Source organism: Streptosporangium sp. NPDC051022 (assembly GCF_040683035.1).
Taxonomy (GTDB): Bacteria; Actinomycetota; Actinomycetes; order Streptosporangiales; family Streptosporangiaceae; genus Streptosporangium.
The window spans coordinates 1-17,068 of the sequence record NZ_JBFBCF010000059.1 but is presented as its reverse complement, the minus strand read 5'-3'; the positions used below and the strand labels follow the sequence as shown (position 1 = coordinate 17,068).

The following is a 17,068-nucleotide window of genomic DNA, read 5'->3' as shown; positions in this document are numbered from 1 at the left end:
ACGCCACCCTTGGTCGGATCGATGCGCAGTCGGATAGTGATTAAGTTAGCGAAACAGGAAAGGGGTTTCGTGACATGGACATGGTCACTCCTGTTCTCGCACGAGACCTGGCCGCCCTCGGCAGGGTGAGCGAGGAGACGTCGAGCGAGAGCGTGCTTCGCGGGCTCACCACCACGCTCGCGGGCGGGGTGCCGGGCTGCGCGGGAGGCTCCGCCGAACTCTGGCGCGAGGAACGCGTGGTCGTCTCGGCCTCGCACAGCGAGCTCATCGTGCTCGTCGACAGCGAGAGCGACCTGGGCCAGGGACCTTCCGCCGAGGCCCGCGCCACCGGCCGTCCCGTGATCGTTCAGGACGTCCTGTGCGACTCCCGGTGGCCCGCCTACGACGGCATGGCGGTCCGCTGCGGCGTCCGCTCCGTGCTGTTCATGCCGATCACCGTCGAGCGCGCCGTCCTGGTCCTCGGCCTGTACGGCGTCCGCCCCGGCGTCTTCGCCGCCAGGAGCGTCCCCCCGCTGGCCGACATGCTCGCCGAGCAGGTGACCGTGGCGCTGGCCAACACGTGGGACTACGACGAGGTGCGGACCGACGCGGCCCAGATGCAGGAGGCGCTGGCGGGCCGGGCGATCATCGACCAGGCCAAGGGCATCATCATGAAGTCCAGCGGATGCTCGGCGGAGGCCGCCTTCGACGAGCTGCGCCGGATCTCCCAGCACCACCAGGTGAAGGTGGCCGATCTGGCCAGGCTGCTGGTCGACGAGCACCAGCGCAACCGGGGCGGGGAGGCGAACTGAGGGCGGCGGAACCAAGCGGAACCAAGCGGGACCAGGCGGGATCCGGGCGGGGGCGGTCTCTGACGGGGTCCGGAGTCTTCCGGCTCCTCCGGGCCGGACGCGGGGGACAGGGCGTCTGGGCTCGGGGACGGGCGTCGGGCGGACGTTCCGGAGGGATCCCGGCAAGACCGGATCCGGACGTTCCGGGCCAGGCCGGACTCCGCGCGTTCCGGGTGGGACCCGGGACGGGCGCCGGAGGGCACGCGGAACCCGAGGCTCCGCAGGGGTGAGGCGGGCCGCCCCGGACGGGGCGTGAGGCGCTAGCCGAACGCGGCCAGCGCGTCGCCGACCGTGTCGTAGAGCGGCAGGCGCTGGGCCAGGCCCGTGATCCACATCACCTTCGTCTTGGCGTACTCGACGCCGATGAGCGCGAACCTGCCGCCCGCGTTGGTGCTGAGCTGCCAGTGGTGGACGATCAGGCCGAGCGCGCGGGAGTCCATGAAGGTCACCCCGCTCAGATCGAGGGCCATGTCGGGGCCGTGCTCACTCACCTCGGCCGCCAGATAGTCGGCGAACTGATCCCTGGTCGTCGCGTCGAGCAGACCGGTCACCCGGATCACGTTGATCCCGCCGACCCCGCCGACAAGCGCCGACGTCAGCGTCAGTGCCGCCGCTCTCTCGCCGTTCTCCGACACCGTCACTCATGTCCTCCTAGCCATTCGATTAGCAACCTTACTGTTACCTGCAGGCGAGCAATACTCCCGGAATCGGGGTAATACTAGAACCGAGGTCCAGCAGAGGGCCTCGCCTCGAAAAGTGGTCGAGGCGATGCCGTCTGCCCGGATGTCGCTCCGTGGCGCGGGCATCGCCCGACAGTCGCATCAGGGAGCAGCGATGTCTGTTCAGGCCCTCGAACTCACCGAGATGACCGCCGAGGACCTCCTCGCCGAGATGGCACTGCCCGAGGTCTCCGAGTACCGCGCCGAGCGTCTGCGTGAGCGCCTCGTCGAGATGCACCGGCCGCTCGCCATGGAGATCGCCCGCCGTTACCGCTACCGCGGAGAGCCCCTCGAGGATCTCCTCCAGGCCGCCTACGTCGGACTGATGAAGGCCATCAACGGATTCGACCCCACCCTCGGCCACGCCTTCCGCGGTTACGCGGTGGTCACCATGACCGGTGAGGTCAAGCGTCACTTCCGCGACCGCACCTGGGCCATCCGGGTACCGCGCGTCTACCAGGAGCGCAGGGCGGAGCTGAACCGGCTGGTCGCCGACCTCAGCCAGGACCTCGGCCGGTCCCCGACGGTCGCCGAGCTCGCCGCGAAGATGAACATCACCGAAGAGGACGTCCTGCTCACCCTCGACGCCTCGGCCGCCTACAGCGCCCTGTCCCTCGACGCGCCGCTCGGCGCGGACGACGACGCCGCGGCGCTGGGCGACGTCATCCCCGACGAGGACGACGCCCTGGGCGTGCTCGTCGACCGTGAGGCGGTCAAGCCGCTGATCGACAAACTGCCGGTCCGCGAGAAGAACATCCTGCTTCTGCGCTTCTTCGGGAACATGACCCAGGCGGAGATCGCGGCGGAGTTCGGAATCTCCCAGATGCACGTTTCCCGTATCCTGCGGAAAGTGCTGGACCAGCTCCGCGCGGAACTGGTCGCCGAATGCTGAATACACCGTCCCTTACCGGGCACCTCAGTCGGCGACGGTACGACGCGGCATAGGGCGCGATCGGAGTGGTCCCCAGGTGCTGAGAACGATGGCGCGGTGGAGCAGGGGAGGCGGATCTCGAGTGAACGAGGACGGCGTTCGTCCGGCTCGCTTCCTGGCGAGCGGCGACCGCTCCCGCCTTCCTCCGGCCGGAACTCCCGTGGCCGAACTCGCCTTCTGCCTGCCCGACCTGCCTGACGTCTGGGACTTCGCCGCCGCGCAGGCCGTACAGAGTGGAATGCCGCAGGAGGGGCTGGCCGACTTCCTCGTGGCGGTGAACGAGGTCGCCACCAACGCCGTCACCCACGGTCACCCCACGGCCAAGGCCGTGCTGCGAATCTGGTCCGTCGGCCGCACCCTCGTCGTGGAGGTCCACGACGAGGGTCGCTGGATCCCCGAGTCGCCCCCCGGCGAGACGCCGCCCGCGCCGCACGCCACCAGTGGCATGGGACTGTGGGTGGCCCGGATGGTCAGCTCCGGCATCACGGTCGAGACCGGGGCGGCGGGCACGTTCGTCACGATGTCCTTCAAGGTCTGACCTGCCTTTTCTGGGTAGGCCCGGGTTATGACCGAACCTGCCCGCATTGTGATCGTCGGCGGCGGCTATGTCGGTATGTACGCCGCCCTGCGACTCCAGCGCGAACTCCGCCGCGAACTCCGCCGCGACGAGGCCCGCATCACCCTCGTGGACGCCGACTCGTACATGACCTACCAGCCGTTCCTGCCCGAGGCCGCGGCGGGCAACGTCGAACCCCGGCACGTCGTCGTGCCCCTGCGCCCGGTCCTGAACAGGTGCAGGATCCTCAACGGCTGGGTGGTCCGCGTCGACCCCGGTGCCCGCACCGTCGACCTTCGCCCGCACGGCGGCCCGGGGCGTCTCCTGGAGTACGACATCCTGGTCTTCGCCCCTGGCTCGGTCTCCCGCACCCTGCCCATCCCGGGACTGGCCGAGTGCGGCATCGGCTTCAAGAACCTCGAAGAGGCCATCCACCTGCGCAACCACGTGCTGGGCCAGCTCGATCTGGCCGACTCGACCACCGACGGCGCGGTCCGGGCCAGGGCACTGACCTTCGTGTTCGTCGGCGGGGGCTTCGCCGGGGTCGAGGCCCTGGCCGAGCTCGAGGACATGGCCCGCGACGCCTGCGCGTACTACCCGACGATCGAGCCCCGCCACATGCGCTGGTTCCTGATCGAGGCCACCGGCCGCATCCTGCCCGAGGTAGGCCCGGAGATGGGCGGCTGGACGCTGGAACAGCTACGCGGACGGGGCATCGACGTGCGGACCCACACCCGGCTGTGCTCCGCCGTCGACGGCCACATCGTGCTCGACGACGGCACCGAGTTCGACACCGACACCCTCGTGTGGACCGCGGGGGTCAGGCCGCACCCGCTCGTGCGCGCCAGCGGGCTCCCCCTGGACGCCATGGACAGGGTCAGGGCGACCGCCGAACTGACCGTCGAGGGCTTCCGCACCGTCTTCACGGCCGGTGACTGCGCCGCCGTGCCCGACCTCACCCGGCCGGGGGAGACGTGCTCGCCCAACGCCCAGCACGCCGTACGGCAGGCGCGCACGCTGGCCGGCAACGTGGTGGCCACCCTCAGGGGACGGGAGCTGCGGCCCTACCGGCACGCCTACGCCGGATCGGTCGCCGGTCTGGGCCTTCACCAGGGCGTGGCGCAGGTCTACGGCCACAAGGTGCACGGCCTGCCCGCCTGGTTCATGCACCGGACCTACCACCTGTCGCGGGTCCCGACGCTGAACAAGAAGGTGCGGGTCCTGGTCGACTGGACCCTCGCGCTGTTCTTCCGCCGGAACATCGTCTCGCTCGGCCAGCTGACCGACCCCCGCAAGGAGTTCGAGCGCTCGGCCAGGCTGGACCGGGAGGACAGGCCGGAACCGGTGTCCATCAGATGATCGGGGGCGGGGGAGTCGCGTGAACACGCGAAGGGGCACCGTCCATCAGGACGGTGCCCCTTCCCCCGCACACGGGCGCCGGGTCCCGCAACCCGGGCCGGGGCGGCCTCAGCGCCTGCGTCGCCAGGTTCCCCCGCTTCCGGTCCGTACGCCCGCCGTCCCGACTCCCGCCTGGTGCAGCGCGAGCAGCAGCAGGCCGCCGAGCAGGAAGGTCGTACCGGTGATGCCGCCGATCCTGGTGTTGATCAGATCGAGCAGCAGGCCGAGGCCGAACACGACGGCGGCGGCGATTGCGAGCATGCGTCACCTCTTTCCGGCGGACAGGTCAAGGAGCTGCTCCAGCAGTGCCCGGTAGTCGCGCAGGGCGGTGCGGAGGTCTTCGGTGTCGTGCCGGTCGCCGTTCTTCCAGCGGTCCTGAAGACCGGAGGTACGGGCCTCCAGCGCGGCGCGCAGGGAGTCGGTGATCTCCGTGACGAGGGAGTCGGCACGCTCGACAGAGTCGCGCGGGTCGTCGACGAAGCTCGCCTGGACCTCCTGCCAGCGCCGCCGTACCTCCTCGGAGTCCTGGTCGAACAGCGGCTCGCGGAGGCCGGGCACGGCCGCCGTGTGCGCGGTCCCCGGCCGGACGGCCTGGCCGGCGGCCACCGGCTCCGGGTCCGCGGCTACCGCGTCCGCGGAGGCCGGCCAGGCCGCCCGGTGCGCGGGATCCGCCTGGTAGGCCGGGTCCAGCGGATCCCCACCGGATGCGTGCCCGGGCGGCTCTTCCGCGCGGTGGGCGAGGGGGGCGCCCTCGTGACGCGGCTCCCGGAACTCCGGCGTGACCTCGTCGGCACGCTGCGGCGGGACGCTCACCCCGCCGCCGGTGTTCCGGTCGCCGGTGCTCTCGCGGTCATCGGTGTTGTCGTGGACGGAACGGTCCTGGTCGCGGGCGTCGGTGCCGCCGTAGACAAGACGGTCCTCGTTGCGGCTGGGGCGATCGTTCAACTGGATCACTGTCCTCGTACGTCGCGTCGGCCGGTCCGCTCCTCGATTCTCTCCTCGCGGCCCGGACCGGTCCGCCGTGAGGAGTGGTCACCGTCGGTCGCGCCGTCGGTCGCGCCGCCGGAGACCTCCAGCAGCTCCTCGAACAGGTCGCGGTAGTGCACCATGGCCTGCCGGAGCTCCTCGGTCGAGGCCTCCTGGCGGGCGGCGCGGCTGCTGATCTCGTGGGCCCGCCGGTAGTGGTCGAGGGTACGGCCGTGCACGACGGACAGGTCGGATAGCCGCTGTTCGAAGTCCTCGGTCGGATAGCCCCGCTCGGCCATCACGGAGGTCACCAGGTGGTCCGCCTCGGTCACCGCGAAACCCGGGGCGTCCACGAACCGCTCCTGGACCTCCATCCACTTCCTGGCGTAGGCGTCACGGGTCTCCGGGGCGAGCGCGCGGATGTCGAGGGAATCGAAGCGCTGTTCGCGCGCCAGAAGCTCCTGCTCGGCCTCACGCCGGTTCTCCCGCTCCCGCACCGCACGGTCGTACTCAGGGCCGAATCGATCGCGGAGACGGTGTCGGCGCTGCTGTTGCAGTACGGCGTAGCCGACCGCGATGACCGCCACCACCGCGACCACGATCACGACCACCCAGATCACGGTGGACATGCCTGCCTCCGGTTGTGTAAGCGTTTGTCCCCGTGCGCTGCCCCGGGGGCGTGCTTCGAAACCGGCGCCTTTCTCCGTGATCCGCCGCCACCGAATCCGAACTTGACGTTCTATGAAGATTTATCGGGTGGTGGACATGTTTTTGCGCGGCCCGGCGGCCCCACCGCCCGGAGCTTCGGCAAAGTCCCGGCCCGGGGGCTCAGCCCGTCGCGGGTCCGCCGTGCCCGGCCGCCTCCAGGGCCGCACGCGCCTCGGCCAGGAGCCGCCCGACGAGCGAGCCCTCCGGTGGCGCGGGCACCTCCCGGAAACCGCTCTCCGGCGCGTAGTCGATGTCCAGCCCACCGGAGACCAGCCGGTCCGCCCAGCGCAACGCGGTGTTGAGCTTCTCAGTGGGAATCGCACGGCCCTGCGCGACCGACGACAGATTGCGCAGATTCGTCGCCGGACCCGACTGGCCGTGTGAGCGCTCCAGCTTCCACGGGATGGCCCGCGAGTGGTCGAGCATCGGCTTGGAGAGCCCGGCGGCCCTCTTGGCCTGCAGAATTCCCGATTCGCTCACCCCGAACCGCGCCGCCAGCTCCGCGTTGGACAGGCCCTCCCCGGCCAGTCTCCGCAGCTCCTGCTGGTCGATCAGCGCCTTGCGTCCCACACGCACCTGTCCTTCACATGATCACGTATGCCCGGCGGGCCTCGCGGCGTGCACATGTCCGCCCGATCTGCGCTAAGGTTATGACGTCCCGCCCGAGAGGGCGAAGACAAACCGGGACGTAGCGCAGCTTGGTAGCGCACTTGACTGGGGGTCAAGGGGTCGCAGGTTCAAATCCTGTCGTCCCGACCAGGTTTTCACTGGTCGGCAAGGGTGTCACCCGAAAGGGAGACGCCCTTTCTGCTTTCTGAGTGACTAACTGAGTGACTATCGCTCCGCTCATGTGAAGATCCGGTCCATCGCCTCCGCACCGTTGAGGAGCACCGGGCGGATCTGCTTACGGTAGACCGCTTCGGTGACCGCCGTCCCGCTGTGGCCGACGAGGCGTGCGATGTCCTCCAGAGGGACGCCGGAGTCCGACAGCAGCGAGACGAAGCTGTGCCGCATCTCGCGGGGAGTCCAGTTCTCGGCCGTCAACCCGGCGTCTTTCACGATCTTCCGGAATGCCCGCCGTACGTTGTGGGAGTCCAGGGGAGTGCCGACCAGGGAGGCGAAGACGAGATCGTTCCCCTTCCAGCTGGCGCCCGCGGCTTGTCGCCCCGTCCTGCTGCGCTCGGTGCTCCCGGAGGGCCTCAACGCACCTACGAGGCAGCGCGAGGGACCGCCGGGACTTCCGGGTCTTGGTATCGCCACCCTCCCATACGGAGCGCCACACGGCGATCCATGGGGGAGTGTCGGTGCCCGGCTCCCCGATGAGGTTCACCTCCGACCAGACGAGCGCCCGCAGTTCCTCCGTCCGTGCGCCGATGAGGAGCGAGAGCACCACGTAGGCGTACATCCGTGTCTCCTCGGCAGCCTTGAGGATGGCCTCGGCCTGGTCAAGGCGGCAGCGCTCCGCGCCGCCGCACGGCGGGACACGCCCCGCCGTCCCGGCACGGCCAGCGGGCCGGGCGTGCGGCCCTGGCGGCCGGTCCCGGCCCGCGCCAGCCGGGACGGCACGGCGTAAGCCCGCCGCCCGCCGCACCGAGCGCCCGCCGCAGCCGAACAACCCGCCACCTGTGGTGCGCACTGCCGCCTGCCGCTCCGACCACCGGCCCAACCGCTACGCGGCCCCTACGGGGTCCTTCGGATTGCGCCGGCCGTCTCCGCTCCGTGAGTCCATAAAGCAGTCCTGAACAGGAAAAACATGGCTGCCGCCCCGCTTCCGTTCCTCAGGCCTGGCGGCCTTGCGGTACGGGTCGGGTTGCCATCGAGTAACACGGGGCGACCTGATCACGGGGTTCTCTGATCAGGTGCGGCGGCACGGGCATGGGGAAGGCCGCACCGCCGCACCGGCTTTCAAGGAGTGAGCCGACCCATCCGACGTGGAAGCCGTCGAGGGCGCATCACCACCAGGGCGTCGCTGAGCACGATCGTGGCGATGGAGCCGCCCGCCGCGAACTCGCAGTACAACGCGATGGGGTGGACGGGAGGCCGCCACCAGTGCTGACCGCCCGGCAGCGGTTCCAGGTCGGCCACGCGTGCCCACATCAGATCCGACGACGGCTGTGGTTCCTTCCAGCGCTCCCCCTGGAGCGGGGTGAACTGGAAAGCGTTGTAGCGATCCTGCACGAACAGCAGGCCATAGCCATTGCGTAACTCCGCCGCAGGGCGTACGAGCGCCTCCAGCAGTTCGGAGGAAGTCTCTGCTTCCTGTGTCGTCTCGTTCATGTCCGGGACCGTTGCGGGGGTACCGGGCGAGAGTGCAGGGTGTGGAGTTGTGCGTAACGCCGGGCGATACGCCGCGCGGCCTGGTCGGGTTCGCTGGCACGGTGGGAGGCATGGCGTGGTTGCCTGAGCTGGTCGTTCCAGCCGTCGCACCACCAGAACCGGTCCCCGTTCGTCCAGACCAGCAGGCCGTACCACAGCGACACCAGCGCCAGCCCGTAACCGGTGGTGACGTGCGAGGCGATCCGTTGGCGGGTCAGGGCCTCACGGAGTCGTCCAGCAGCCCGTTCCGCCTGTGTGCCGTACGGCATGGAGGACATGGCTTCCCCTCACGCCGTCGAGCCAGCGGCCACGATCAGGTCCACGACCTGTCCGGGCTGCTCACGGTCGACCGTCCGGGGCTCGGAGATGCCGGGCAGGGAGATCACGTAGCGGTCGGCACCTGGCCCCATGGTCACGGTGACGCCCCGCCGTCCTTCGCCGGTCACGACCAGCACGGGAGGGCAGTGGGTCAGCCACGACTGAAGCGGGGGACCGCTCGGGTAGCGGACGGTGTCCACGCGATTGGCGAACAGCCCCAGGCTGATCGTGTGATCGCGACGAGCATGAATACCCTGCTTCTGCAGAAGCTGTTGTACGACGATCAGCGCCTTGCCCTGACTCTCCATGGCCGCCTCGTCAGCATTGAGAGAAGCGGTTCTGCGGTTGTCCACGGGTTACACCTCCGATGTGAGATCAAGGGACTCGTGCGGCATGTCAGCGTCTGTGGGTCCTGCCTGGGGAGGGACGTTTGGTGTGGCTTGATACGTCCCAAGCATGCTGACCAGGCATGGGACGAGGGAACTTCACCTGAGGACGCTGACGGGACGTCTTGGGGAGCGTATAAACGTCCCATGCCCCCCAACGAGCGCCTACGGTCCGCCCTGCTCGCCGCAGGCATCAGTGCCCAGCAACTGGCCGAGGAAGTCGGCGTCGATCCCAAGACCGTCGAGCGATGGGTCAACACCGGCCGTACCCCGCATCCCAACATCGCCCACCGAGCCGCGGTCGTGCTCCGGGAAGACCTCGCTCACCTGTGGCCCGCGATCGAGCGGGGGCGACGTCGCAGCCAGGGAAGCGGTGAGCTGGTCGCCGCCTACCCCACACGTTCCTCCGCTCCCCTGGACATGTGGCGGATCCTGTTCGAACGGGCCGAACGACGCGTCGGCATCTTGGTTTACGCCGCCAACTTCCTGCACGAGTCATGGCCGGATTTCAATGACCTCCTGGCCGCCAAGGCGCGTCAGGGGTGCCGGGTGCGCGTCCTTCTGGGCGACGCCGACTCGCCCGTCATCCGGGGCCGGGGAGCCGAGGAGCGGTTCGGGCACGGCATCGAGTCACGTTGCCGCGTCGCGCTCATGCACTATCGGCCGCTGGTGACGTCGGCGGGCGTCGAGCTGCGCGTGCACGCCACCACGCTCTACAACTCCCTGTTCGTCGGCGACGATCAGATGATCGTCAACGCGCACGTGTACGGCATGAACGCCTACGGTGCACCGGTCTACCACCTGCGCCGCATGCGCGACGACGGGCTGTTCGACACCTACGCCACCAGTTTTGAGGCAGTGTGGGAGCAGTCCCGGCTTCCCGGCGAGGATGAGTGAATGGCCCGTACCGAGTACTACGACGATCCCGACGCCCCCGAGCCCAACAGCCTGGTCGTGGGGGTGTCCGCCGTGGTCGTCGACGACCAGGGCCGCATTCTGCTGCAACGGCGTGTCGACAACGGGCTGTGGGCGCTGCCCGGCGGTGGGATGGACCTCACCGAGTCGGTGCCGCAGGCCGCCGTACGGGAGGTGAGGGAGGAGACCGGTTATGACGTCGAGGTGACCGGCCTGGTCGGTCTCTACACCGATGCCCGGCACATCATCGCCTACAGCGACGGGGAGGTCCGCCGCCAGTTCAACGTCTGCCTCACCGCCCGTCTCGTCGGCGGATCACTCGCGGTCAGCGACGAGTCGACCGACGTCCGCTGGGTCGACCGGGAGGAGATCAAGACGCTGCCGATGCACGACACGCAACGTCTCCGGATCGGGCACTTCCTCGATGGAACGGCCACGCCGTACATCGGCTGAACCGGGAAGTGCTGGGTGACCAACTGAGTGACAACCGCCCTGGACGAGGCTGGACGACGGTGGATCACCGTGGACCGTATGTGCAGGTGGGGGTGGGTATAGCCCATGATCCCGCCCCCACCGGTTTTGCCTGGGGGTCAAGGGGGCGCAGGTTCAAATCCTGTCGTCCCGACAGATCGAAAAGGTCTGTTGGTCTGGTTGAAAGCCCAGGCCAACAGGCCTTTTTGCATGATACTGGGGTTCTCCGCGATCAGCTAGACGGCGCGCAGCCGGGGACCACTCGGGGACCACCTTGCCGGCAGATGATCACTCAGGCCCACGGCCCCGGAACTTCCCGAGTCCTGTCCAGACTGCAACGCCTGGGGGCTGCTACGGAGGTATGGCGGGATCTGTGTGGCCTGCCGGACCTGGCCGGAAGGCCTACCCCCAACAAGGGCCGTGCCACCTGTGCAGGGTCGTCGCACACCTGCACGCCACCATGCTGATCTGCAGGCTGTGCCGTTGCCAGGCCCGGATGGTGCGCAAGAAGGCCAAACCCCTGGCTTTGGAGGCGGCCAACCAGAACGGCCAGCAGCTCTTCCTCGCAAACGCCGACCAGCGCCTCCGTCTGATCACCACACGCCGTTCGCCGCCACCGTGTCCACGCCGGCCCGGTCTTGCGCCTTTGCGCCCCGTCGACCACCAGCAGCTCACCCTGGTCGACCCGCCCTGCGACCTGGCCGCTGGTCTTCGCGCCGGCTTCCCGCCCCCACCGGACGCGGCCCTGGCCGAAGCCTTCGAAAAGTTCGTCTTCGAGCACGCCGAACGGTACGGCTGGAACCCTGCCACCTGCCACAGCGTCCGGCGCGGTCTGCGTATCATCCTCGCGCTGCAGGAGACACCCGGTGCGCGGATCAAAGCCAGCGACATCCTGCTCTTGGGCGAAGTTCCCGGGGCGTTCCAGGTCGCCCGCACAATCCAGGTCGTCGAGCTCGCGAACATGCTCGACGACGACCGGACACCGGTGATCGTCGGCTGGTTCGACACGAAGATCAAGAATCTGCCTGACCAGATGCAGGCAGAACTGCGCATCTGGTTCGAGGTGATGCGCAATGGCAGCTGAGCGGACCGATCGTGCTGGTGTGGGACAACCTCACCAGCCACAAGGACGCGTTGATGAGGAGCCTGATCGCCACCCGTCCCTGGCTGACCGTGTTCTACCTGCCCTCCTATGCTCCCGAGCTCAACCCCGTCGAGGCCGTGTGGTCTCACTTCAAGCGCAGCCTGGCCAACCTGGCCGCCTGCACCTTCGATGACCTGGCCGTCCTGATCCGGACCTGGCTCAGACACATGCAGTACCGTCCTGAGCTCCTTGACGCCTTCATCGCCCATACCGGCCTGACCAGCCACGCCCAGCCGCCATGAGACCCCAAACTTCAAGCTCTGTAGTAGCCGAGGCCGGCGACTCCCAGCTCACGCGCGAGCGCGACGGCCCGCTGTCCGGCGGGCGCTCAAGGCGGCGCCGGCCTGCGGTACGGCATCAGCTGTGGAGCCGTGTACGCCTACCTACGAGACGAGAGAACCACACACTGATTCGGTGACCGCTCGCGGCCAGACGGAAGACGTGGACTGATCGACGATCGGCTCTTAAGATGCGAGCAGGCTTCCCCATAAAACCAATCAATTCAGTTCACCGACCGGCAAATCCTCTTCCAAAGGGAGACTGATTAATGAGGTCGCGGACCATGAAGCGCAACCTGACCGCCGTCGCCGCCCTAGGCGCTCTGTCCTTTGCCACGGTTCAGGCCACCCCGGCGGCAGCTGCTCCCACCTCAGCCCCGACCATCACCTTCTCCTTCTGTAGCACCGTCGGCAGTGTCTACAGGATGACCTGTGAGGCGCAGTGGGAGGGCGGTACGGACCCGGCCACCGCCCGATGGAGCAACGCCTGGAACACCTCGGTCGGCCCCGGCGACTACAACTCGGTGACCCGCCGCACTTGGGTGGACGGCAACTGCATACCGGGGTCGTTCTTCGCGGCCAAGGTCACCATCACCGACGCCGCCGGTGCCGTCACCGAGAAGGTCGTCTCCGGCGGCCGCGCCTGCGTCCGTTAGAACCTGTCTTTGGAGTTTCAAGATCCGGTGGCCGGGTCTGCCACTGGCGTTTCCATCCAGCCGTGGCGTTCTGCGTGATGGTGGATGGCTGGGGTCAGAGGTTCGTCGGTGCCGCTCCCTCCGACACCACGGCGGCGGAGAGTCACCCAAGATAACTATCATTTCTGCGAACACGCACCGTGACGACGACCACTCAGAGCTACATTGCCTCCGGTCGCAGTGCCCTGAGCGGAGGGCCATCAATGCTGGGGCGGGCGCACCGCTCCGGGAGCAGGACGGCGGGTCGTGGTCCGGGGCGAGAACGCCCGGGATCAGGCAATGGTGAGCGGCCCGTCGACCAAGTACGCCGCCAACGAACCGGCCATCCGGAACCGTGCCGGCGGCTGCAGGGCCAGCCCGTTGGCGCAGGTGGCGAGATGGCCGACCTCGTCGGAGGCCGTGGAGTCGAGGTCGCCGAGCAGTTCGACCGCGCGCGGGACCACCCGGAAGAGGGCCTCCTGCACGCAGTACCGGACGTAGAGCGAGTCGGCGAGCGTCGACTCCTCTGGGCCGCCGTCGTCGATCCGGCGGGCGACGCACTCCGCGGCCGACATCGCGCCCTCGGTCTCCACCAGCAGCCGGACCCGCTCGGACTCGGGCACCCGGTTGTCGAGCAGCACCCGCTCGACCAGGGCGCTGGCGGCCCCGAGGTGGCTGCCGGTCATCAGCAGTTGGTACCAGGCGAAACCCGCGGTCAGCAGTACGTCCAGTCGCCCGTCGAGGGCCGAGGCGCGCACCAACAAATCCGGCGGCACCTCGACGTCGTCGAGGGTGACCTGCTCCCTCTCCGTCCCTGCCTCGCTGACGCTCACACCGTCGCTTTCCGTGGGCACCAGCGCGAGCGCCGATTCCTCGCCCGCGCCGTCCGCGCGGGGGACCGTGACACCGGCGATGAGCAGGTCCATCGACCGGGCCAGACTGCGCGTGCGCGTCACCCCGCTGATCCGCAGCCCGTCGGGCCCCTCCGTGGCTGTCATCGAGGGGGCGAGGACTCCCGCGCCGGGGCCCTCCTCGGCGAAACCGAACGCCACGAGCCTGTTGCTGGCGGCCACACCCTCGATGAGCATCGACTTCATGCTCTCGTCGGTGATCAGACCGGCCAGGGGGTGGCCATCGAGAAGTGGTGCAGGGTGGTGGCCACGGCCAGCGACGGTGCCCTGCTGCCCAGTGCGCGCTGTACCCGCAAGGCGTCCAGGGCGGTGGCTCCCCGCCCCTGGTAGGCAGTCGGCACCAGCAGCCCGGGGCCGTCGCTTTCGCGGAAGAGCCTGATGCCGGTGCCGCTCGGGCCCTCCAGCTCCATGAGGGGTACCGCCCGCAGGCTCTCGTCCAGCCCCGGCAGCAGCTTCGCCACAGTGGCGCGTTCCCGCTCCAGAAAACGCATGTCCTCTCCCGCTTCTCCAGGGACGACCACCCCGCCGGTGGCCCGGACCGGCTCACAGCGCCCGGGCGGCGCGCAGCCACACCGCCCCGGGGCCGAGCCGATCTTGAAAGCAATGTACTCGGGCAGCACCGCGTGCGGCGAGCCGTAGGCGCCTCGGCCTCGGGCTCCCACAGATCCCGGCGTGACAGTCTCCCGTCACCGGGCTCTTGTCACCTTGTTCGCCAGGCGTGTGGTGTCCACCGGAGGAACAGCTCCTGTTCGCAGACCCAAAGCCTGACATGCCACTATCAGAGGGACCTCACCTTGGGTTCCGCGCGATACCCCCTTCAGAATTCGCGAACCCTCGGGGCTCGGCGGTCTTCCGAAGGACGTGCACGGGAACACCGGCGTCCGCCATCCAGGTGAGGCCCGTATGACGGAGGTCATGACGGCGGAGATGCTCGAATCCGAGCGGAACTGCTACCGGCCTCCGAGATCGTCGCTGGTCGCACGGCCATCAGCGAAGAGCAATACGAGGCGCTTGCAAATGCGCGCTACGAACGCGGGCAGGTGCTGGACATCCTTTACGGGTCCCACGAGTGGTGGGGTGAGGTGGACGACAAGCTCGCGGCCCGGGCGGCTCGCCAGAAGGCGGCCAGAGAGGCTTCGGCGGAGGACTGAGAGCACTGGCCGAGCTGGCTCCGCGCCCGAGGGGCTGGTCCGGTCGTGTATCCGTCAAGAGATGCGCACATGGGTGCGGCGCGGCCCTGCTCTGGCCGCGCCGCACGTCCGGTCACGGGACCGGCCACGCGAGTGGAGGGTGCCGGGACGACGTCAGCGCGTGTCGATCCGGATCTGGACGATCGGGTGGTAGGGGATCCTGGTATAGGAGGTCTGCCCGGCGGACACCCACGGTCCGTCGCAGGCGAGGAGCCCCACCTCGGGGAGGAAGTGCTTCTCCATGACGACGATGCGGTGCTGGCCCGTGCCTCCGGAGCAGTAGCTGCTGGCCCCGTGCTCGCCGGGGACGGGGTCGAGCGTGTAGGTGCAGCCGGTGGGGGCGGCGTAGGCGCCGGACGTGGTGGCTGCCAGCAGTCCGGTCGCCGCCAGGACGGTGGCGAAGGCGGTCGCGGCCAATCTTCTCGCGTTCATGCGTGGCTCCTGGGGGGAGGGGGCCGGAAGGTCTCTGCGGCAGACCAGCGCACTATCAGTTAGGAAACTTTCTTAAAAGAACGTAATGCGGGCACGGGAGGCCGTCAATATCCCTGGCGGTGGCGCGTGCGTCCTGTTCCGGACACGCGCCAAAGCGACAAAGGCGCCTCCTCGGCCCCAGCGCAGCTCGTCCAGGTTGACGACGACGGCCTCCCGCGTGCTGCGCGCGATCACCACCACGGCCTCGGACTCCGGATCGGGGTTCTCCTCGCGATGCGGCACGTACGGCGGCACGAAGACGTAGTCCCCGGGCTTGGCGTCGATGCGCACCTCGCGCGGTTCGTCGGCCCAGAGACGGTGAGATGGGCCGGGTGGGGTCAGTCGACGACGATATTGAAGGGGGGCGTCCAAGTAGGTCGCTGTCGTGCCGGTTGCGACCAGGATGTTTCGGGCGGGGTCTCCACACGCGGCGGGGCAGAGTAGATGGCAGGGGTGATGTCCCACAGCGGCGAGACGAAGCTGTGCCGCATCTCGCGGGGAGTCCGATCCCCGGCCGTCAACCCGGTGTCTTTCACGATCTTCCGGAATGCCCGCCGTACGTTGTGGGAGTCAAGGCGGCAGCGCTCCGCGCAGCCCGCCGCGCCAGCTGCCCGCCGCGGCCAACGTCCGTCCGCCGCACCGGGGTACGCGCCACCGCCTCCAGACATGCGACGACCCCGCCGCTCCGGAGAACAACGGGGCCTTTAGTCACGACGTGCGGTTAGTTGTCGTCGTCACCGGCGAAGGGGAAGACGGTGCCTGGGAAGTGGAGCGACGGAGTGATCCCGGCGGTGTCGCTTGCCGTGGTTCCGGTGAGGGTGCGCTCGACCGGGGCGGACTGGTGCGGCATGGTGTGCGAGGTGCTCATGATGCTCCTTGACCTAGGAGTTATCGACACTCAGCTCGAAAATCCGCTTTTCGCTGTTCTCAAGCAGGTGCAGGCAGCGCTCGCTCGACGTGTAGTAGACGAACCGCCCCTTCCGGTGCCGCTCTGCGAGGCCGCGTTGTACGAGCCGGGCGAGTGTTACGCGCGCCGCGGTGGGGGTGATGCCGAAGTAGCCGAGTGCCGTGACCAGCCCCCCGACCGCACCGGGGCGGTACGCGGCTGAAGGTAGGCACCGAAGATGGCCATCAGCAGGTTCTGTGGCTGTGCGTCGAATAGATCATCGTCTGAGCGCAAGCCCCGAGGTATCACGCCCTTCGCGATTCTGCAGTGAGGTAAGGGGGTGCTCACGGTGAGGCGCGGCATGCGGCCGCACCTCCGTCAGTCGGGTGAGGCCGGGGTGGTGAGCGGTCGACCGGCCAGCGAACTAGAAAGGATCATGAGGCTGGAGGGTGGCCCGTAGCTGGCCAGCCGATCGATCAGGTCCTCGAAGGCCCCCATGGAGACTGCGGTGACCTTGAGGATGTTGCAGGCGTTGCCGGTGACCCGGTGGATCTCCCGAATCTCCGGCCAGGTGGCCACCTCGGGGTCGCGGAGCACGCAGCGCGGGCCATAGCAGGCCATGCGGATGAAAGCGGACACCGGCCAGCCGGCCCGGGCCGGATCGGCCTGCGCGTGATACCCGGTGATCACTCCTGACTCTTCGAGCTTGTGGACCCGCTCGGCGACCGCGGGGGGAGACAGATGGACCCGGCGCGACAGCTCCTTGTAAGAGAGCCGGGCGTTGTCCTGAAGCTCGCGCAGCAGCTCCCAATCCATCCTGTCCAACTGGGCCCCTTTCGTTTGGAAAGCGATTGCCATGATATTGCCGTCAATCCACGTCGACATCCAGACATGGCCGTTGATGTGGCATTCCTTCAGTCCTGGGTGCGGCGTCATCATTGGGTGGCCAGTCAGGAGAGGGGCGAGTACGTGGACGGTACAGGACAGAAGATCGCGGTGC

The 17,068-nt window shown here is 68.6% G+C and carries 25 protein-coding genes and 1 tRNA gene; 10 read left to right on the top strand and 16 right to left on the bottom strand.

Features of this window, described 5'->3' with window-relative positions; all coding sequences use genetic code 11:
• Positions 1-74 precede the first annotated feature (74 nt).
• A complete protein-coding gene (locus tag AB0N02_RS46155; protein ID WP_363961321.1) occupies positions 75-791 on the top strand; it encodes a GAF and ANTAR domain-containing protein in 717 nt (238 codons plus the stop codon).
• A gap of 299 nt (positions 792-1,090) precedes the next feature.
• Here AB0N02_RS46155 and AB0N02_RS46150 read toward each other — a convergent pair whose 3' ends face one another.
• Entirely contained in the window at positions 1,091-1,471 is a 381-nt protein-coding gene (locus AB0N02_RS46150; protein ID WP_363961319.1) for an STAS domain-containing protein, read from the bottom strand.
• 193 nt (positions 1,472-1,664) lie between these two features.
• On the opposite strand from AB0N02_RS46150, the gene AB0N02_RS46145 reads away from it, so the two are divergent.
• The 3 genes from AB0N02_RS46145 to AB0N02_RS46135 all read left to right on the top strand — a co-directional run bounded on the left by AB0N02_RS46145 (position 1,665) and on the right by AB0N02_RS46135 (position 4,395).
• Positions 1,665-2,441 carry a SigB/SigF/SigG family RNA polymerase sigma factor gene (locus AB0N02_RS46145; protein ID WP_363961317.1) on the top strand — a complete coding sequence of 259 codons (777 nt, stop codon included), beginning with the start codon at positions 1,665-1,667 and terminating at the stop codon, positions 2,439-2,441.
• 121 nt (positions 2,442-2,562) lie between these two features.
• The gene (locus AB0N02_RS46140; RefSeq protein WP_363961315.1) at positions 2,563-3,018 is read left to right on the top strand and encodes an ATP-binding protein; all 456 of its coding nucleotides are present in this window, start codon (positions 2,563-2,565) and stop codon (positions 3,016-3,018) included.
• Positions 3,019-3,045: 27 nt separating this feature from the next.
• Positions 3,046-4,395: an NAD(P)/FAD-dependent oxidoreductase gene (locus tag AB0N02_RS46135; protein WP_363961313.1), complete on the top strand. Its 1,350-nt coding sequence runs from the start codon at positions 3,046-3,048 to the stop codon at positions 4,393-4,395.
• A gap of 108 nt (positions 4,396-4,503) precedes the next feature.
• On the opposite strand, the gene AB0N02_RS46130 is transcribed toward AB0N02_RS46135, so the two are convergent.
• From AB0N02_RS46130 to AB0N02_RS46115, 4 genes are all read right to left on the bottom strand, one after another.
• Complete coding sequence (locus AB0N02_RS46130; protein WP_363961311.1) at positions 4,504-4,695, bottom strand: hypothetical protein; 192 nt, start codon at positions 4,693-4,695, stop codon at positions 4,504-4,506.
• A gap of 3 nt (positions 4,696-4,698) precedes the next feature.
• Entirely contained in the window at positions 4,699-5,379 is a 681-nt protein-coding gene (locus tag AB0N02_RS46125) for a hypothetical protein (protein ID WP_363961309.1), read from the bottom strand.
• A gap of 5 nt (positions 5,380-5,384) precedes the next feature.
• Positions 5,385-6,029 (bottom strand): hypothetical protein, encoded by a 645-nt coding sequence (locus tag AB0N02_RS46120; protein ID WP_363961307.1) that lies wholly within the window; start codon positions 6,027-6,029, stop codon positions 5,385-5,387.
• A 199-nt stretch (positions 6,030-6,228) separates the two neighbouring features.
• Positions 6,229-6,678 carry a hypothetical protein gene (locus AB0N02_RS46115; RefSeq protein ID WP_363961305.1) on the bottom strand — a complete coding sequence of 150 codons (450 nt, stop codon included), beginning with the start codon at positions 6,676-6,678 and terminating at the stop codon, positions 6,229-6,231.
• Between the two features lie 112 nt (positions 6,679-6,790).
• Here AB0N02_RS46115 and AB0N02_RS46110 point away from each other — a divergent pair.
• A tRNA-Pro gene (locus tag AB0N02_RS46110) sits at positions 6,791-6,867 on the top strand.
• A gap of 87 nt (positions 6,868-6,954) precedes the next feature.
• On the opposite strand, the gene AB0N02_RS46105 is transcribed toward AB0N02_RS46110, so the two are convergent.
• The 4 genes from AB0N02_RS46105 to AB0N02_RS46090 all read right to left on the bottom strand — a co-directional run bounded on the left by AB0N02_RS46105 (position 6,955) and on the right by AB0N02_RS46090 (position 9,095).
• Positions 6,955-7,311 carry a tyrosine-type recombinase/integrase gene (locus AB0N02_RS46105; RefSeq protein ID WP_363961303.1) on the bottom strand — a complete coding sequence of 119 codons (357 nt, stop codon included), beginning with the start codon at positions 7,309-7,311 and terminating at the stop codon, positions 6,955-6,957.
• 702 nt (positions 7,312-8,013) lie between these two features.
• Positions 8,014-8,385 (bottom strand): hypothetical protein, encoded by a 372-nt coding sequence (locus AB0N02_RS46100; RefSeq protein WP_363961301.1) that lies wholly within the window; start codon positions 8,383-8,385, stop codon positions 8,014-8,016.
• Complete coding sequence (locus AB0N02_RS46095; protein WP_363961299.1) at positions 8,382-8,702, bottom strand: hypothetical protein; 321 nt, start codon at positions 8,700-8,702, stop codon at positions 8,382-8,384. The genes AB0N02_RS46100 and AB0N02_RS46095 overlap by 4 nt, the downstream gene beginning before the upstream one ends.
• 9 nt (positions 8,703-8,711) lie before the next feature.
• On the bottom strand, positions 8,712-9,095 hold the full coding sequence (locus AB0N02_RS46090; protein ID WP_363961297.1) for a hypothetical protein: 384 nt from the start codon (positions 9,093-9,095) through the stop codon (positions 8,712-8,714).
• A 180-nt stretch (positions 9,096-9,275) separates the two neighbouring features.
• Here AB0N02_RS46090 and AB0N02_RS46085 point away from each other — a divergent pair, with 180 nt between their 5' ends.
• From AB0N02_RS46085 to AB0N02_RS46065, 5 genes are all read left to right on the top strand, one after another.
• On the top strand, positions 9,276-10,025 hold the full coding sequence (locus tag AB0N02_RS46085) for a helix-turn-helix domain-containing protein (protein WP_363961295.1): 750 nt from the start codon (positions 9,276-9,278) through the stop codon (positions 10,023-10,025).
• The gene (locus AB0N02_RS46080) at positions 10,026-10,496 is read left to right on the top strand and encodes an NUDIX domain-containing protein (protein WP_363961293.1); all 471 of its coding nucleotides are present in this window, start codon (positions 10,026-10,028) and stop codon (positions 10,494-10,496) included.
• A gap of 514 nt (positions 10,497-11,010) precedes the next feature.
• Positions 11,011-11,598 carry a hypothetical protein gene (locus tag AB0N02_RS46075; RefSeq protein ID WP_363961291.1) on the top strand — a complete coding sequence of 196 codons (588 nt, stop codon included), beginning with the start codon at positions 11,011-11,013 and terminating at the stop codon, positions 11,596-11,598.
• A gap of 11 nt (positions 11,599-11,609) precedes the next feature.
• Positions 11,610-11,900: a transposase gene (locus tag AB0N02_RS46070; RefSeq protein WP_363961289.1), complete on the top strand. Its 291-nt coding sequence runs from the start codon at positions 11,610-11,612 to the stop codon at positions 11,898-11,900.
• Positions 11,901-12,220: 320 nt separating this feature from the next.
• Complete coding sequence (locus AB0N02_RS46065) at positions 12,221-12,592, top strand: hypothetical protein (RefSeq protein ID WP_363961287.1); 372 nt, start codon at positions 12,221-12,223, stop codon at positions 12,590-12,592.
• Positions 12,593-12,903: 311 nt separating this feature from the next.
• Here AB0N02_RS46065 and AB0N02_RS46060 read toward each other — a convergent pair whose 3' ends face one another.
• From AB0N02_RS46060 to AB0N02_RS46030, 7 genes are all read right to left on the bottom strand, one after another.
• Positions 12,904-13,707 (bottom strand): hypothetical protein, encoded by an 804-nt coding sequence (locus AB0N02_RS46060; protein WP_363961286.1) that lies wholly within the window; start codon positions 13,705-13,707, stop codon positions 12,904-12,906.
• A gap of 14 nt (positions 13,708-13,721) precedes the next feature.
• Positions 13,722-14,012: a hypothetical protein gene (locus AB0N02_RS46055; protein ID WP_363961284.1), complete on the bottom strand. Its 291-nt coding sequence runs from the start codon at positions 14,010-14,012 to the stop codon at positions 13,722-13,724.
• An 813-nt stretch (positions 14,013-14,825) separates the two neighbouring features.
• A complete protein-coding gene (locus AB0N02_RS46050) occupies positions 14,826-15,143 on the bottom strand; it encodes a hypothetical protein (protein WP_363961282.1) in 318 nt (105 codons plus the stop codon).
• Between the two features lie 72 nt (positions 15,144-15,215).
• Entirely contained in the window at positions 15,216-15,473 is a 258-nt protein-coding gene (locus AB0N02_RS46045; RefSeq protein WP_363961280.1) for a hypothetical protein, read from the bottom strand.
• A gap of 430 nt (positions 15,474-15,903) precedes the next feature.
• A complete protein-coding gene (locus AB0N02_RS46040) occupies positions 15,904-16,050 on the bottom strand; it encodes an anacyclamide/piricyclamide family prenylated cyclic peptide (protein WP_363961278.1) in 147 nt (48 codons plus the stop codon).
• Positions 16,051-16,063: 13 nt separating this feature from the next.
• Positions 16,064-16,342: a hypothetical protein gene (locus tag AB0N02_RS46035; protein ID WP_363961347.1), complete on the bottom strand. Its 279-nt coding sequence runs from the start codon at positions 16,340-16,342 to the stop codon at positions 16,064-16,066.
• A gap of 104 nt (positions 16,343-16,446) precedes the next feature.
• On the bottom strand, positions 16,447-17,068 hold a 622-nt coding region (locus AB0N02_RS46030), incomplete at its 5' end, for an Lrp/AsnC family transcriptional regulator (protein WP_363961276.1).

Bases quoted from the DNA above. Each gene is read 5' to 3' on its own strand.
- AB0N02_RS46065 (WP_363961287.1), top strand. From the start codon at position 12,221: ATGAAGCGCAACCTGACCGCCGTCGCCGCCCTAGGCGCTCTGTCCTTT.
- AB0N02_RS46040 (WP_363961278.1), bottom strand. From the start codon at position 16,050: ATGAGCACCTCGCACACCATGCCGCACCAGTCCGCCCCGGTCGAGCGC.
- AB0N02_RS46155 (WP_363961321.1), top strand. From the start codon at position 75: ATGGACATGGTCACTCCTGTTCTCGCACGAGACCTGGCCGCCCTCGGC.
- AB0N02_RS46085 (WP_363961295.1), top strand. From the start codon at position 9,276: ATGCCCCCCAACGAGCGCCTACGGTCCGCCCTGCTCGCCGCAGGCATC.
- AB0N02_RS46095 (WP_363961299.1), bottom strand. From the start codon at position 8,702: ATGTCCTCCATGCCGTACGGCACACAGGCGGAACGGGCTGCTGGACGA.
- AB0N02_RS46130 (WP_363961311.1), bottom strand. From the start codon at position 4,695: ATGCTCGCAATCGCCGCCGCCGTCGTGTTCGGCCTCGGCCTGCTGCTC.
- AB0N02_RS46055 (WP_363961284.1), bottom strand. From the start codon at position 14,012: ATGCGTTTTCTGGAGCGGGAACGCGCCACTGTGGCGAAGCTGCTGCCG.
- AB0N02_RS46120 (WP_363961307.1), bottom strand. From the start codon at position 6,029: ATGTCCACCGTGATCTGGGTGGTCGTGATCGTGGTCGCGGTGGTGGCG.
- AB0N02_RS46135 (WP_363961313.1), top strand. From the start codon at position 3,046: ATGACCGAACCTGCCCGCATTGTGATCGTCGGCGGCGGCTATGTCGGT.
- AB0N02_RS46060 (WP_363961286.1), bottom strand. From the start codon at position 13,707: ATGAAGTCGATGCTCATCGAGGGTGTGGCCGCCAGCAACAGGCTCGTG.
- AB0N02_RS46100 (WP_363961301.1), bottom strand. From the start codon at position 8,385: ATGAACGAGACGACACAGGAAGCAGAGACTTCCTCCGAACTGCTGGAG.
- AB0N02_RS46145 (WP_363961317.1), top strand. From the start codon at position 1,665: ATGTCTGTTCAGGCCCTCGAACTCACCGAGATGACCGCCGAGGACCTC.
- AB0N02_RS46075 (WP_363961291.1), top strand. From the start codon at position 11,011: ATGGTGCGCAAGAAGGCCAAACCCCTGGCTTTGGAGGCGGCCAACCAG.
- AB0N02_RS46050 (WP_363961282.1), bottom strand. From the start codon at position 15,143: ATGAACGCGAGAAGATTGGCCGCGACCGCCTTCGCCACCGTCCTGGCG.
- AB0N02_RS46080 (WP_363961293.1), top strand. From the start codon at position 10,026: ATGGCCCGTACCGAGTACTACGACGATCCCGACGCCCCCGAGCCCAAC.